13 protein-coding genes are annotated in these 14,367 nt (G+C 63.9%); 8 read left to right on the top strand and 5 right to left on the bottom strand.

What is annotated here, in order from left to right:
• Positions 1 to 47 precede the first annotated feature (47 nt).
• The 3 genes from C481_RS01885 to C481_RS01875 all read left to right on the top strand — a co-directional run bounded on the left by C481_RS01885 (position 48) and on the right by C481_RS01875 (position 2,719).
• Complete coding sequence (locus C481_RS01885) at positions 48 to 1,115, top strand: Gfo/Idh/MocA family protein (RefSeq protein ID WP_049904338.1); 1,068 nt, start codon at positions 48 to 50, stop codon at positions 1,113 to 1,115.
• A gap of 12 nt (positions 1,116 to 1,127) precedes the next feature.
• Positions 1,128 to 2,189, top strand: a complete 1,062-nt coding sequence (locus C481_RS01880; protein WP_006107139.1) for a lactonase family protein — start codon at positions 1,128 to 1,130, stop codon at positions 2,187 to 2,189.
• A gap of 95 nt (positions 2,190 to 2,284) precedes the next feature.
• Positions 2,285 to 2,719 (top strand): PPC domain-containing DNA-binding protein, encoded by a 435-nt coding sequence (locus C481_RS01875; RefSeq protein WP_006107138.1) that lies wholly within the window; start codon positions 2,285 to 2,287, stop codon positions 2,717 to 2,719.
• 39 nt (positions 2,720 to 2,758) lie between these two features.
• Here the strand turns inward: C481_RS01875 and C481_RS01870 are convergent, their stop codons facing one another.
• On the bottom strand, positions 2,759 to 2,995 hold the full coding sequence (locus C481_RS01870) for a hypothetical protein (RefSeq protein WP_006107136.1): 237 nt from the start codon (positions 2,993 to 2,995) through the stop codon (positions 2,759 to 2,761).
• Between the two features lie 198 nt (positions 2,996 to 3,193).
• On the opposite strand from C481_RS01870, the gene xacF reads away from it, so the two are divergent.
• The gene (xacF, locus tag C481_RS01865) at positions 3,194 to 4,645 is read left to right on the top strand and encodes a 2,5-dioxovalerate dehydrogenase (protein WP_006107134.1); all 1,452 of its coding nucleotides are present in this window, start codon (positions 3,194 to 3,196) and stop codon (positions 4,643 to 4,645) included.
• Here the strand turns inward: xacF and C481_RS01860 are convergent.
• From C481_RS01860 to C481_RS01845, 4 genes are all read right to left on the bottom strand, one after another.
• Positions 4,639 to 5,499 carry an NAD-dependent epimerase/dehydratase family protein gene (locus C481_RS01860; RefSeq protein ID WP_049904337.1) on the bottom strand — a complete coding sequence of 287 codons (861 nt, stop codon included), beginning with the start codon at positions 5,497 to 5,499 and terminating at the stop codon, positions 4,639 to 4,641. The genes xacF and C481_RS01860 overlap by 7 nt on opposite strands.
• An 83-nt stretch (positions 5,500 to 5,582) precedes the next feature.
• Complete coding sequence (locus C481_RS01855) at positions 5,583 to 6,047, bottom strand: universal stress protein (protein WP_006107131.1); 465 nt, start codon at positions 6,045 to 6,047, stop codon at positions 5,583 to 5,585.
• A 190-nt stretch (positions 6,048 to 6,237) separates the two neighbouring features.
• On the bottom strand, positions 6,238 to 7,371 hold the full coding sequence (locus C481_RS01850) for a mandelate racemase/muconate lactonizing enzyme family protein (RefSeq protein WP_006107130.1): 1,134 nt from the start codon (positions 7,369 to 7,371) through the stop codon (positions 6,238 to 6,240).
• A gap of 87 nt (positions 7,372 to 7,458) precedes the next feature.
• Complete coding sequence (locus tag C481_RS01845) at positions 7,459 to 8,709, bottom strand: mandelate racemase/muconate lactonizing enzyme family protein (RefSeq protein ID WP_006107129.1); 1,251 nt, start codon at positions 8,707 to 8,709, stop codon at positions 7,459 to 7,461.
• A gap of 614 nt (positions 8,710 to 9,323) precedes the next feature.
• Between C481_RS01845 and C481_RS01840 the strand changes: the two genes are divergently transcribed.
• The 4 genes from C481_RS01840 (at position 9,324) to C481_RS01825 (ending at position 14,235) form a co-directional block, all read left to right on the top strand.
• Positions 9,324 to 10,259, top strand: a complete 936-nt coding sequence (locus C481_RS01840) for a dihydrodipicolinate synthase family protein (RefSeq protein ID WP_006107128.1) — start codon at positions 9,324 to 9,326, stop codon at positions 10,257 to 10,259.
• Positions 10,260 to 10,475: 216 nt separating this feature from the next.
• Positions 10,476 to 11,594, top strand: a complete 1,119-nt coding sequence (locus tag C481_RS01835) for a pectinesterase family protein (RefSeq protein WP_006107127.1) — start codon at positions 10,476 to 10,478, stop codon at positions 11,592 to 11,594.
• 51 nt (positions 11,595 to 11,645) lie between these two features.
• Entirely contained in the window at positions 11,646 to 12,368 is a 723-nt protein-coding gene (locus C481_RS01830) for a ThuA domain-containing protein (RefSeq protein ID WP_006107126.1), read from the top strand.
• A gap of 217 nt (positions 12,369 to 12,585) precedes the next feature.
• Positions 12,586 to 14,235: an RICIN domain-containing protein gene (locus C481_RS01825; RefSeq protein WP_006107125.1), complete on the top strand. Its 1,650-nt coding sequence runs from the start codon at positions 12,586 to 12,588 to the stop codon at positions 14,233 to 14,235.
• Positions 14,236 to 14,367 lie beyond the last annotated feature (132 nt).

The following is a 14,367-nucleotide window of genomic DNA, read 5'->3' as shown; positions in this document are numbered from 1 at the left end:
GACGGCAAACACCCACCGAACAAAACAATTATACGCTATTTACCTGTATGCGTGATTACGACATGGTTGACCCATCCGAATCGCCGCTTCGCGTCGGACTCGTCGGACTCGGCAGCCTCGGCGTCCGACTCGGCCGGCAGTTCGAAACCGTCCCGAACGCCGAATTGGTCGCCTTGGCCGACATCAACGAACCGAACCTCGCCGATGCGGGCCGCGAATTAGACGTTCCGCAGTCGGCCCAATACGCGGACTACGAAACGATGCTCGACGAGGCCACCCTCGATGCGGCGGCAATCGCCACCCCGAACGGCCTGCACTACGAACAGATCCTGGCCGCGCTCGACCGCGACCTGCACGTCCTCTGTGAAAAGCCGCTGGCGACGGCCGTCGACGACGCGGCTGAACTCTATCAACGCGAGCAGGAGACCGATCGAGTGGTGATGCTCGGCTACCAGCGTCACCTGAACCCCGCGTTCATCATGGCCCGCGAACGGTGGGCGACGGGCAACAACGACCCGACATCGATCACGGCCGAGATCACCCACGACTGGCGCTCGTACTACGAGACCATGGACGACTGGCGAATGGACCCCGAACTGAGCGGCGGCGGTCACCTCCTGAACGTTGGCTCACACGTTCTCGACGCTATTCTCTGGGTAACCGGCCTCACGCCGACCAGCGTCGACGCCACCGTAGAGTTCCACGACGACGACCAGTACTTCGACACGCAATCGTCGATCACCATCGAGTTCGCAAACGGCGCGCTCGCCACCGTCTCGGACACGGGGATCGTCGCGTGTACCCGGGAACACATCCACATCTGGGACGACGACGGCGCGGTGTATCTCGAGGGCCGCGAGTGGGACGAACGCACCGGCTACACGATCGACGCGGAGGGAACGAAGCACGATCCGTATCTCGACTATCACGGCCGACGGACCAAGGCCGAAGCGTTCACCGAATCGGTGCTCGAGGGAACGGAACCGCCGATTTCGGTTCGAGACGCGTTTCGAACGTTGGTCGTGACGATGGCGGCGTACGAGTCCGGTCGCACCGGCGACCGCATCGAACTCGCCGATCGGTACGCGTTCGGAGACGACGCGCTACTGGGCTAACGCCGCGTTGTGATGAGCGTACGGACACGAGAGACGATCCGCGTACTCGTCTGTTCGGCCGGGAGCAACGGCGACGGCATCGTCGATATCGAGTTGGCGGCCGACGGAACGGTAACGGAGCGCACACGAGTTCCCGCGGCGAATCCGGCGTTTCTTTCGGTCCACCCCGACGGGAAGAGTCTCTACACGGTCGAGCGAGCGGCGGGCGGACGACTGGTCGCCTACCGACTGAACGACGGTTGCGGCGATCTGTCGCGGCTCAACGAGCGCTCGAGCGAGGGGGCCGCCCCCTGTTACGTCAGCGTCGATGCGACCGGACGCTACGCGTTCGTGGCGAATTACCGGGGCGGAACCGTCGCCGCGTTTCCGATCGAATCCGACGGGCGGGTGGGCGAGGCCAGCGATGTCGTCCGCCACGAGGGGACCGGTCCGGATCAGGACCGGCAGTCAGCCCCGCATCCCCACGCGATCGAACCGGGTCCGCGGAATCGGTTCTGCTACGCACCCGACCTCGGAACGGATCGCATTGCGATCTACCGCCCGGACGCCGACGCCGGCGAACTGAAAGCGGCCGAAACGGAGCCCGCAACGGCCCGTGCGGGGGCGGGACCGCGTCAGATCGCATTTCATCCGACCGCCTCCGTCTGTTACGTCGTCGGCGAACTCGAGTCGACGGTGAGCGAGTTCAGTCGCGACCGCGAGTCCGGTGCGCTCACGGCGGTCGGTCGGACGAGCACCCTCCCCTCGGAGTTCGGTGGAGACAACGCACCCGCAGCCGTTGGCGTCCACCCGTCGGGCCGGTGGGTGTACGTCTCGAACCGGGGCCACGACAGCATCGCCGTCTTCGCGGTCGACCGGGCGAGCGGGAGTCTCGAACGCATCGGTCACCAGTCGACGCGTGGAGAAACGCCCCGAGACATCGCGCTCTCGCCCGGTGGCGAGTTCCTGCTTGCGGCCAATCAGCACGGCGACTCGCTCGTCGCGTTCGCGATCGACGGCGACGGACGCCTCGACGCGCGCGCTGAACTCGCGGTGCCGAAGCCGGTCTGCGTGACGGTTCTCGATCCGCGGTAGAGAGCACCCGGCGTCGAACGCGGATCGCCGTCCCGACGGATCGTCGGCTGCCGCGGCGTCAAGCTTTATTCTCCCGGCCGGTCCACGGTGAGACGATGAACTCGTTCGAATCCGACGACGGGCACGTCATCGTTCGCCTCGATCGCGGCGATATGGCGCTCGAATCGATCGAGCGCGCCTGTACAGCACACGAGGTTGACACCGGTGCGGTCGTCACCGGGATCGGCACCTTCAGCACCCTGCACATCCATTACGTGGATCGGACCGACCTCCCCGACGAGCAGGCCGATCGGAACGCCTCTCGGGAGTTGACGGGTGCCTGGGAAGTCACCGATATCAACGGCGTCATCGCGAACGGCGAGCCCCACCTCCACGTGACCGCGTTCGACGGCGACCGAACCGTCGGCGGGCACCTGGAACAAGGCTGTGAGATCAACGTTCTCGGCGAGATAACGATCAGAAAACTACCGGGTCTCGAATTGGAGCGGCGGCCGAACGACCGGCAGATCTCACAGCTCGAGCGTCGCTAAGAAACGACCGCCGACGCGTTCTGAACTCGGGCGGACCGATTACCGGCGTCGCCACCAGATGAATCCGTAGAAGCCGAGGCCGACAAGTGCCAGTCCAGCGCCCCAGACGGTGATAACGGCGGCCCAGACGCCTTCGTTTATGAGCGCGCCGAGTGCGATCAACAGTCCGCCTAGCAGTGCGAGTTTCAACAGGATTGAGTTCCGAAGCGATCCGCGCCGCACTCCGCGGGGATGTGCGACCGACTCCGAGTCGTCCGTCTGTTGTGTGACCTCCATTACCACGAATGGTACGCATACTCGTATAAAGTAATTCGGGTTCGTCGCCGACCCAACGGCGATACCGCGTCACCGTCAGCATCGCGAAGACGGCCGAGAGAAAAAGAGAGAACACAGCCACAGCGGATCGTCGCGCGAGAGGAGAGTTTTGCCGGAAGACCAACGTTCGTATCGGGAAACGCGAAATCACTAGTCCGAATGCCGACAGCATACCGTAATTACGTCGACGGCGAGTGGATCGAATCGCGTGCGGGCGAGACGTTCGAGGTTCGGAATCCCGCCGACACGGGCGATATCGTCGGGGAGTTCCAGGCTTCGACGAGTGCAGATACCGACGCGGCGGTCGAAGCTGCGGTCGGTGCACAGACGGAATGGGCGACGACGCCGGGGCCGGAACGGGGCAACGTGCTCGCGGAGACGGCCCGGATTCTCGAAGAGCAGCGGGACGAACTGACCGAGACGCTCGCGCGCGAGGAGGGCAAGACGCTCGACGAAGCCGGCGGCGAGGTCCAGCGCGCGATCGATATCTTCTGCTACTACGCCGAGAAGGCCCGCGATCTCGGCGGCACCGTCAAATCGCCGAGCGGCACGGATACGGAACTGTACACCAAACGCGAGCCGCTCGGAACCGTCGCGCTGATCACCCCCTGGAACTACCCCATCGCGATTCCGGCCTGGAAACTCGCGCCGGCGCTCGCAGCCGGGAACACGGCGGTGCTAAAGCCGGCTTCCGCAGCGCCGACGGTCGCCCGGAAGCTCCTCGGGGCGCTCGACGACGCCGGACTTCCCGACGGCGTCGCCAACTACGTCACCGGCTCGGGCAGCGAGGTCGGGGGGACGCTCGCGTCACACGAGGACATCGACGGCGTCTCGTTCACCGGCAGCACGGCGGTCGGAACGGGCGTCGCGCAGGCCGCCGCCGACGATCTGACCCGCGTGCAGTGCGAGATGGGCGGCAAGAACCCCACCGTCGTCATGCCGAGCGCCGACGTGGCCGAGGCGGTCGACATCGTCGGGGCCGGCGCGTTCGGCGTCACCGGACAGGCCTGCACCGCCTGCTCTCGAGCGATCGTCCACGAGGACGTCTACGACGAGTTCGTCGCGGGCATCGTCGACTACGCCGCGTCGATCGAAATCGGTCCCGGCCTCGAGAACCCCGATATGGGCCCCCACGTAACGCAGAGTGAACTCGAGTCGACGCTCGAGTACGTCGATATCGCGACCGAAGACGGCGCGAACCTCGAGACCGGCGGCCGCCAGCCCGAAGGGAGGGCCTACGAGGACGGCCACTACGTCGAACCGGCCGTCGTATCGGGTGTCACGAGCGACATGCGGATCGCCCAGGAAGAGGTGTTTGGACCGGTACTCGCAGTGCTGAAGGTCGACAGTTTCGAGGCGGGCGTCGACGTGGCAAACGACGTGGAGTACGGCCTCTCGGCGAGTATCGTCACGCAAGATCTTTCGGAGGCCCACCGGTTCACCGAGGAGATCGAGTCGGGCGTCGCGAAGGTCAACGAGAAGACGACCGGCCTCGAACTGCACGTTCCCTTCGGCGGCTACAAACAGTCGTCGACGGACACCTACCGCGAGCAGGGCGACGCCGGCCTCGACTTCTTCACGTCGACGAAGACGGTTTACATGAACTACTGAGACAGCTGCTCGACGGACTCCGGCGGTGCGGTCCACTCCTCGCCGTCGTCCTGCGGATCGTAGCCGAGAACCGAGCGCGCGTGTTCGAGATCGAACCACCGCCGCCGGTTGTCGCTCACGCCGCTGAAAATATCGAACTCGACGCGGTCGTCCGCCAGGCAGCACTCGATCTGGTGGGCGAAGTCCCGGCGTGACTGCCAGGTCGCTTTCATCCGCGCGACCTCCCGTTCGTACTCGGAGCTGCCGCGCTCCCACTCGCCGTTTTCGACGCCCGCCTCGGCGTCGCCGTAGGGATGGTCGTACTCCGGCATCCGGACGCTGCAGATCCGAAGCGCGTAGAATCGGTTCGGATACGCACAGTCCTCGACGTAGTACCGTCCCAGATCCTCGCCGAAACTCTTGGAGGCTCCGTAGTAGGAATCCGGACGCACGGGGTCCGTGTGGTCGAGCACGAGTTCGTGCTGGCGGTCGTAGATGTCGGGGGCGAACTCCTGTTCGTACTGTCCCATCACGTGGTTGGTCGAGCCGAAAATGACCGAGTCGACTTCGGCCTCGCGAGCGGCCTCGAGCACGTTGTACATCCCGATGACGTTCGGTTCGAAGATGTCGCTCCAGTCGCCGTCGGTGTAGGGGTAGGCGGCGAGGTGAACGATCGCGTCCTGACCGGTACAGGCCTCCCGAAGCGTCTCGTAGTCCGCAATGTCGCCGATAACGGTTTCGTAGCCGCCGTAGGGATCGTCTTCGTCCCGTCCGGATCGGTTGTAGTAGGTGAACTCGTACCGATCGTCGTCGTGCAGGTGATCGATGATCGCGGTTCCACAGCGGCCGTACGAACCGGTCACTAGTACGTCCATGCCTCTAGTCCCACGCGGAGCCACCATCAAAATACCGGTCCGGCCAACCGTTCACTCCATCACGGTACCGATCCAGCCGAACCTCACTCCATCATGACGGTTACCGGCCCGTCGAAGTTCAACAGCACGCGCTGAGCGATGTTCCCAAAAATCGCCTTACCCGTCGGCGAGCGCTTTTGCCCCACGAGGAAGACGTGATCGCACCCCTGGCGGTCGGCCGCCGAGAGGATCGCATCGTCGCGCTCGTCGTCCGGCGTGATGACGACCTCGGTCTCGACATCGACGTCGGCGTCGACCCCCGACAGCGCGTCATCGCTGAACTCGCGGGCGAACTGCCGCGTCATGGCCGTCGCGTCGGTATCCTCGAACGTGGTCCCCTCCATCTCCTCGACCCACTCGATCGCGTCGTTGCCATCTTCGGCCGCCTCGGGAGTCGTCCACGCGAAGACGACGAGTTCAGCGGCGCCATTGCGAGCGAACTGGCCGGCTTCGGTGAGTAGTCGTCGGTGCGCGTCAGTGTCGTCGATAACGACAAGTGCACGTTGCATACACGTCATCTGGGTGGGCAGTCTGATAAAAGTACCTCCGGGACGAGACCGGACTGGCGGCCGGTTTCAGTCTCGAATCTGCAGGACACAGCACTCGACCCGGAGACCGGTCAGGCGGATTGCTGTACCGATTCTCGGCGCACTCGCAAACTGTCGCGGGTGCGACGGAACTGACTGACAGCAGTCCGTCTCAGTCGGCGCGATACCGCTCGAGCGCCGCCTCGTCGATATCGATCCCGAGTCCTGGCGACTGCGGAACGGTGATCGTCCCACCGGCCGGATCGAACGGCGTCTCGAGCAAGTCGCTTCGCAGCGGGTTCTCGCTGCGGTCGAACTCGATCAGCATCGGTTCGGGAACGTGGCGCGTGTTGGGGTACGACGAGATGCTGGCGGCGAACTGGATTGCGGCGGCCATGCCGACGGCGCTGTTCCAGATGTGGGGTCTGACGGCGACGTTCTCGGTCGACGCCATGCCGGCGATCAACCGCGCCTCGGAGAGCCCGCCGCAGCGACCGAGATTCGGCTGGACGATGTCGACCGTTCGGTCGTCGATCAGTTCCTTGAACTCGAACCGCCCGTAGTGGGCTTCGCCGGCCGCGATGGGAGTATCGATTTTGGACCGAAGCTCGCGGTAGCCCGACCGGTTCTCCGGCGGCACCGGTTCCTCGATCCAGGTCACGTCGTACTCCGCGATGGCCCGCGCGGATTCGAGCGCCTGATGGGGGCGGTAGTTGCCGTTCATGTCGACCATCAGGTCGGTGTCGGGGCCGAGGATCTCCCGCGCCGTCCTGACGCGTTCGATATCGTCCGCGATCCCGGACCCGATCTTGATTTTCGCGGCGGTAAATCCTTCCACGACGGCCACGCGGATCGGATCTTCGATCGGACGATCCGCCTCGGTGAAGTACATCGTCGACGCGTACGGCGTCAACTCCGAGCACTGCGTCCCGCCGAGCAGGCGGTGAATCGGTCGGCCGACGGATTTTCCGATGATGTCCCAGCAGGCGACGTCGATCGCGCTGACCGCGCTCTGGACGAACACGTCGCCGCCGAAGTGGTAGGGATCGGTGTAGGAGCGGTCGGCGAGCGACTCGACGGCGAACGGGTCCATCCCGAGCACGTCGTCGGCGAACAGTTCCTCGACGGTCGCCGTCGCGATCGGTCCGGGGGCGAACGCCTCGCCCCAGCCGACGGTTCCGTCGTCGGTCTCCAGTCGCACCAACGTCGTTCCGCGATCGGTTCCGAATCCCCGCGCATCGCCGAGTCCGCGGCCCTCGGGGAGCGAATGAGCGAGCGGAATCGCGCGAATATCCGTAATCTCCATGGCGTGTACGAGAGACTACCACACAATATAGCTTGCGTTGACGGGAACGTCCCCGACCTTACGCAACCGGGGTCCGAATCGTCGCGATTACGCCGTCTCGCCTTCGTAGTGGAACTCCGTCCACGGACCCTCGACGAACGGATACTCCTCGAGTACGTCGAGATCGACCTCGACGCCGAGCCCCGGTGCATCCGAAACGGACAGACAACCGTCCTCGATGATCGGCTGCCCCTCGATGATGTCGAACGCCAACTCGAACGGATACATTCCCGGATCGACTGCCGTCTCTTCGAGCGCCGGATCGTCCTCGAAAACCGGATACTCGAGCAGCCGAACCTCCGGGGCCGCGGCCACGAGATGGGCGTTAGCCTGCAACCCGAGCCAGGTGCCGAAGTTGTGCGGAACGAACTCGACCTCCCGGCCGGCACAGAACTCGATGGCATCTCGGCAGCCGGTAAAGCCCTCGTGGTGGCGAACGTCTCCCTGCAAGAACTCGACGCCGCCGGTCCGACCGAGGTCGGCGAGCGCGACGGGGGAAGACTCGCTCTCGCCGCCGGCCAACGGCGCACCGGTTTCAGCTAGCTCGACGTAGCCGTCGTGATCGGCGGGTTCGACCGGCTCCTCGATCCAGTAGGCCCCCTGCTCGGCCGCGTGTTCGACGAGTTCACGAACGGTAGCCCGACCGTACCCGTTCTCGAGTTTCCACCAGGTGTGGGTGTCGAGCATGAACTCGGTTTCGTCGAGCGCGTCGGCGAGCAGGTCGATCGTGCGGCGGTCGCCGTCGGGGTTGATTCCGGGGCGGTACTTGTAGCCGAAAAAGCCGAGCGATTCGATCGCGGCGGCCTGTTCGGCGTATCCCTCGGGTTCCATGTACATCCCCGCGCTGGCGTACAGGGGGATCTCCGTCGTCGGATCCGTCTCGTACTCCTCGGCCAGAAGGTCGTAGACCGGCATACCGAGTTCCTTGCCGCGAATATCGTAGAGAGCAACATCGATCGCCGAGATCGCCTCGGTACGGAGGTGTGCCGGGAGGCTGGTCGCCGCGAGCAGGTCGCGGGCGGAACGGCTGTCGTCGATCGACTCGCCCTCGAGTGCGGGGGCGACGTCGGTCTCGATGACATCGGCAAACGTCCCCTGGGAGTCGCCCTCGAAGTACTCGCGCATGGCGGAGCTACTGGCCCCGGCCGTCGCAACTCCCTGATGCCCGGCTTTCGTTTCGACGACGACGAGGACGACATCTCGTTTGCGAAGGCGGCGCGTTCCACCGAAGAACGGTCGTTCCTGTACCGGTTCGATCGGCGACGAGAGGGCGTACCCGCTCACCGAAGTGATGTGCATACACACCGCATCCACCGCCTGGCCTATAAATCATCCGAGTGGCTGCCATCTCGTCGCGTTCCCGCGCCGAGAACGGCGGAGAAGGCGTGTTCACCGCGACCGTTCACTCGAAGAGAACTCGTCCGGTGTCGTCGACGAGGCGGATAGCACTGCTATCGATCCGCTTTCATCCCATTCTTCGTACAGAAACTGTTCTCGAGAGGGGAACGATATGTGATGCGAGAAAGAAATTACCGTGAGACAATACCACGGTGTAGCAGCGACTAACAGTTCGTTTCATAGCGTTTCGCGACTTCAGAAGCGGCGAGTTCAACGACGACGATCGAACGCAACCGCGAATTGGATTCTGCTGCTCCAAATCGGTCGTTTCAGGGCGGTATAGTTGGCTAGAGGGAGCAAAAGTGAGAGTGACGGTCGGTAACTCCGAAGAGGGGTAGACGTAATCTCGTTCGTTCGTAAGGCGTTCCGGCGACTCACAGCGGCAATTACGTTTGTACTCCTGTAATGTTCCCCAGAAGGGAACAGGGGCCGTTGCGAACGGTGAGACGAGTTCGGCGAGCGGGGACCGGCGAACCGAACACTTTTACAGAATGCTGATCTCTCTCCGAAGGAGTATGCTGAAAGACGAGTTCAAAGAGCTCAAAGAGCAGATAGCCGGTGGCATCATTCCCGCGACGGCGAATCCGTGGACGCCGGAGTACGAACTGGTGGAAGCCGATCTCAAAGGTCACGTCGATTCCCTCGTGTCCGTCGATGGGATCGAGGCGGTCATCGCGAACGCCCACACCGGCGAGACGAAGATGCAAGACGAGGAGACCTACCGACGGGTCATCGAGACGCACGTCGAGGCGGCGGGCGACACGCCCGTGTTCGCCGGCGTCTACGGCGAGAGTTCGATCGAGGCGGCGAAACTGGCCCAGACGGCCAAGGATGCCGGTGCGGACGGCGTCATGTTGTTGCCCCTCGACGTCTACGCCCACCAGATTCCCCAGGAAGCGATCAATCACTTCAAGTACGTCGCCGACGCGGTCGATATGCCGTTGATCAACTTCCAGTTCCCGACCTGGGGGAGTCCGGGGCTCCCGATCAGCGCCCACGTCGAAATTTGCAAGCTGCCGCACGTGATCGCGTTCAAGGAGGCCTCGTTCGACCCGATTCGGTACGACCGGACGATTCGGGCGGTCGATCACCTTCGGGACGACTGTACGATCATGACGGGCAACGATACGTTCCTCATGCACGCCTACGAACTGGGGGCCGAAACCGGGCTCATCGGGTACGCGAACCTCGTGCCCGAACTCCACGTGGAGAAAATCCGCGCCGTCCACGACGGCGACATCGAGCGCGCCCGCGAGATCCGCAAACGGCTGTTGCCGCTGACCAACCACATCTTCGGGGAGCCGGAGGGCCGCTACCGCGCCCGCACGAAAGCGGCCCTCCAGATGCAGGGCGTCTTCGAGCACGATACCGTCTTGCCCCCGCAAGAACAGATCGACCACGAGGAACGCGAGGACCTCCGGCGGATTCTCGACGACCTCGATCGTCTGTAACCGTCGTTCGGTCGGTTTCTCGTCGTTCCGAGAACGGAGGGCACGGCGGATTCGGCCGAATAGGTTTCGAGCAGGACTGAACGCCGCGGTGACCCGCTCGAGTCCATCGTGTCGGTGGAGTCTGCCCCGCGCTGCCCAACGGGCGTGGAGCCGGACGAAACATATCTTTCTCGCCAAATGAGTAGATTTAATACAAGTTGTGTGGAGGTCGGTTCCATGGCAGACACCGACAGCCATAGTGAGCAGAGCGTGCTACGGAGACGGCTGCTGGCCGTCACAGGTGCCGGCGTACTCGGCGCGATGCCCGGCTACAGCAACATCGGGGGATCGGCTCCCGGGGCGAACGCGACGGCCGCCACCGACGGGGGCCGCGATATCGCTGCCGCGAACGATAGCGAATCGACCGGACGTTCCGGTGGTGATGACTACGATATCGTCGTCGCACAGGACGGCAGCGGCGACTACGAAACCGTTCAGGCCGCGATCAATGCGGTACAGCCGAACTCGTCCGAGGAGACGCGGGTGTACATCAAAACGGGTCGCTACAAGGAGAAACTGGAGCTCCCCGAAGATCGGATCAACGTGACGTTCGTCGGCGAGCGCGTCGAAGACACGGTGCTTACGTACGACGATCACGCCGACAAACGCGACGAAAACGGCGACGAAATCGGCACGAGCGGGTCCTCGAGTTTCTTCGTCTGGGGAGACGAGTTCAGCGCGAGGAACGTTACCTTCGAAAACGCCGCCGAGCCCGTGGCACAGGCCGTCGCGATCCGCATCGACGCCGATCGGGTCGCCTTCGATAACTGCCGGTTTCTCGGCAATCAAGACACCCTCTACAACTTCGGGCGAAGGACGCGCCAGTACTTCACGGACTGCTACATCGAAGGCGACGTGGACTTCATCTTCGGTCGCGCGACGGCGTTTTTCGACGACTGCACCGTCGTCTGTACAGACGAGGGGTTCATCGCAGCGCCCGCCCAGCCGGAAGATGTCGCACACGGGTTCGTGTTCAAGGACTGCGACATCCGCGGTGGCGCGCCGAGCCAGTCCGTCTACCTCGGGCGGCCGTGGGAACCGTACGGACAAACGGTTTACATCGATTGTGAACTCGGCGACCACATTCGTCCGGTAGGGTGGGAGCCGTGGGACGAACCGGAACACGGCGACAAACGGGAGACGGCCTACTTCGCGGAGTACGACAACCACGGGCCGGGGTACACGCCGGAGCAGCGCGCGGACTGGAGCCACCAGCTCGGAGAGGACGAGGCCGCGGCGTATACGGTCGAAACCGTCCTCGACGGCTGGGATCCGCGGCGCTGTTCGGGTCGCTAACCGTACAGCGGGGCGGAGGACTTATCCCGAATCGCCGGAAACACCGTGGGCATGCCGGTACAGGTCACGGTCTGGAACGAGAACGTCCACGAACAGGAAGAACAGGCGGTCGCCGAGCGCTACCCGGACGGAATTCACGGCGCGATTGCGGATGCGGTCGCCGGCGACGAGCGAACCGTCCGCACGGCCACGCTTCAAGAGCCGGACCACGGGCTAACCGAGTCCGTCCTCGCTGACACCGACGTCCTCCTGTGGTGGTCTCACTGCGCGAACGATGAGGTCACCGACGAGGTCGCGGACCGCGTCGTCGATCGCGTCCACGAGGGCATGGGCTTCGTCCCGATTCACTCCGGGAAGAACTCGAAGCCGTTTACGCGCTTGATGGGGACTTCCTGTAACATCAAGTACCGACACGGCGGCGAGACCGAACGGCTCTGGGTCGCTGATCCGGGCCACCCGATCGTCGACGGCCTCCCGGAGTCGTTCGAGATTCCCGCGACGGAGATGTACGGCGAACCCTACGACGTTCCGGAACCGGATCGAACCGTGTTTATCTCGTGGTTCGAGGGCGGAGAGGTGTTCCGTTCGGGCGTCTGTTATCGTCGCGGTCGCGGACGTATCTTCGCGTTTCGGCCGGGGCACGAGGAGTACCCCATCTTCTACCAGGACGAGATCCGAACGGTGCTCGATAACGCCGTCGAGTGGGCCGCCCCGACCGACGGAAGTGAGGCGGTGTGGGGCGAAGTCGAACCGGCCGAACCGCTCGAAGACTGATCGTTCGCCGCCGCAGATCGCCGTTCTGGTACACCCGTCCAGCTGGTTCACCCTTCGATACCGAAGCAACGACGTAAACTGAGTCCGAGAGTTGGTAGGTATTGGTTATTTTCAGGAAAAATTATTTATGGAGTTGTGTTGTTTCTCGGGGTGCGGTACCATGAGACAGACGAGACGAACCTATCTGAAAGGCACGGCAGCATCGGCACTCATCAGCATGGGAGCGCTCGGCGGACTCGCAGGGTCAGTAACGGCCCAGTCCGGCGGGAGTTCACACTTCGGCCTCGACGACGGCTTCGCGGATACGTCGTGGTTCGACGACGACGTCGACGTCTACACGATTACCGAGCCGACCCGCGCGGCCGTCGAAGCGGCGTTTCACGCCAGCGGCCCGCGGCTGGTGGTCTTCGAAACCAGCGGGACGATCGACCTCGGCGGCGAAACGCTACGGATTACGGAAGACAACTGCTGGGTTGCCGGACAGACGGCCCCCTCACCGGGAATCACGTTCATCAAGGGTATGGTGCAGGTCGACGCCAGTAACTGCGTCGTCCAGCACGTCCGTTCGCGGATCGGCCCCGGCGACGGCTCGATTCAGGGCAACGACGCGATCAACACCCAGGACGATACCCGGAACAACGTCCTCGACCACGTGACCGCCTCGTGGGGGGTCGACGAGTGTCTCTCGGTTGGCTACGATACACAGGCGACGACGGTCACCAACTGCCTCATCTACGAGGGGCTGTGGGACCCCTACGGCGACGGGGCGGACCACAACTACTCGACGCTCATCGGCGACGGCGCGTCGGAGGTCACGTTCGCGGGGAACGTCTGGTCGAAAACTCGCGCCCGAATCCCCAGACTCAAAAACGACACCGAGACGGTCATCGTCAACAACTTCGCGTACTTCTTCGACGAATCGGCAAACGCCGACAGCTCGGCCGTCACGAGCTTCGTCGGCAACGCCTACACCGGGCTGACGGACACGGGCGACCAGATTCTCGAAGGCAGTCCGACGGCCTACTACGCGGACAACTACACCGCCGACCCGCCCCAGGACGACGACACCGACTTCGCCGGCACCGACAGCGAGAGTTCACCGCCGCTGTGGCCGAGCGGCCTCGACGAGTTGTCCGCTTCGGAGGTCGAGAGCCACAACCTCGCAAACGCCGGCGCGCGGCCGGCCGACCGAACGGGCAACGACGATCGAATCGTCCAAGAGATCCAGAACCGCGCCGGAAACGACCGCCTCGATTCGCCCTACGAGTACTGGGTCGGCCACCAGGACGAGGTCGGCGGCTATCCCGAACTCGCGGTTAACACGCACTCGCTCAGCGTGCCCGACAGCGGGCTGCGCGAGTGGCTCGCGAGCTGGGCGCAATCCGTCGAAGGAGGGCAATCGCCACCGGACGACGGCAACGGCGGCGACAGCGGCCCGATTCCGACGGGAACCTACGAGATCGCGAACGCTAACAGCGGCAAACTCCTCGAGGTCGCAGACGGCGAAACCGCCGACGGCGCGAACGTCCAGCAGTGGGGCGCGACCGACCATCCGACGCAGCAGTGGTACGTCGAAGAAGTCGGTAACGGGGAGTATCGACTGGAAAACGAGAACAGCGGCAAGTTCCTCGAAGTCGCAGACGGCGAAACTGCCGACGGCGCAACCGTCCAACAGTACGCGGCGACTGATTGTGACTGCCAGCGGTGGTACATCACCGACGACGGAAACGGCGAGTACACGCTCGAAGCCGTCCACAGCGGCAAACTTGCGGATGTTGAGGGCGCATCGACGAGCGACGGCGCAAACGTTATCCAGTGGCCGGACACCGGCGGGGCGAACCAGCGCTGGACGTTCGAGTCGGTATAACTACGTGATCAGGTAATCCCGAGCGGTCGCGCCACTCACCGCGCACTGCTCGCCAGCAGGCCTCATCCCTCACCTCACCGTACCCATCACTCGTTACTCACTGTTCGCCACTCACCACTCGTTACTCACCGC

This window comes from Natrialba asiatica DSM 12278 (assembly GCF_000337555.1).
Taxonomy (GTDB): domain Archaea; phylum Halobacteriota; class Halobacteria; order Halobacteriales; family Natrialbaceae; genus Natrialba; species Natrialba asiatica.
This window is presented reverse-complemented; position numbering and strand designations above follow the sequence as displayed.

What these genes read in the sequence shown, in the direction of transcription:
- C481_RS01885 (WP_049904338.1), top strand. Translation starts at nt 48, where the DNA reads ATGCGTGATTACGACATGGTTGACCCATCCGAATCGCCGCTTCGCGTC.
- C481_RS01880 (WP_006107139.1), top strand. Translation starts at nt 1,128, where the DNA reads ATGAGCGTACGGACACGAGAGACGATCCGCGTACTCGTCTGTTCGGCC.
- C481_RS01875 (WP_006107138.1), top strand. Translation starts at nt 2,285, where the DNA reads ATGAACTCGTTCGAATCCGACGACGGGCACGTCATCGTTCGCCTCGAT.
- C481_RS01870 (WP_006107136.1), bottom strand. Translation starts at nt 2,995, where the DNA reads ATGGAGGTCACACAACAGACGGACGACTCGGAGTCGGTCGCACATCCC.
- xacF (WP_006107134.1), top strand. Translation starts at nt 3,194, where the DNA reads ATGCCGACAGCATACCGTAATTACGTCGACGGCGAGTGGATCGAATCG.
- C481_RS01860 (WP_049904337.1), bottom strand. Translation starts at nt 5,499, where the DNA reads ATGGACGTACTAGTGACCGGTTCGTACGGCCGCTGTGGAACCGCGATC.
- C481_RS01855 (WP_006107131.1), bottom strand. Translation starts at nt 6,047, where the DNA reads ATGCAACGTGCACTTGTCGTTATCGACGACACTGACGCGCACCGACGA.
- C481_RS01850 (WP_006107130.1), bottom strand. Translation starts at nt 7,371, where the DNA reads ATGGAGATTACGGATATTCGCGCGATTCCGCTCGCTCATTCGCTCCCC.
- C481_RS01845 (WP_006107129.1), bottom strand. Translation starts at nt 8,709, where the DNA reads ATGCACATCACTTCGGTGAGCGGGTACGCCCTCTCGTCGCCGATCGAA.
- C481_RS01840 (WP_006107128.1), top strand. Translation starts at nt 9,324, where the DNA reads ATGCTGAAAGACGAGTTCAAAGAGCTCAAAGAGCAGATAGCCGGTGGC.
- C481_RS01835 (WP_006107127.1), top strand. Translation starts at nt 10,476, where the DNA reads ATGGCAGACACCGACAGCCATAGTGAGCAGAGCGTGCTACGGAGACGG.
- C481_RS01830 (WP_006107126.1), top strand. Translation starts at nt 11,646, where the DNA reads ATGCCGGTACAGGTCACGGTCTGGAACGAGAACGTCCACGAACAGGAA.
- C481_RS01825 (WP_006107125.1), top strand. Translation starts at nt 12,586, where the DNA reads ATGGGAGCGCTCGGCGGACTCGCAGGGTCAGTAACGGCCCAGTCCGGC.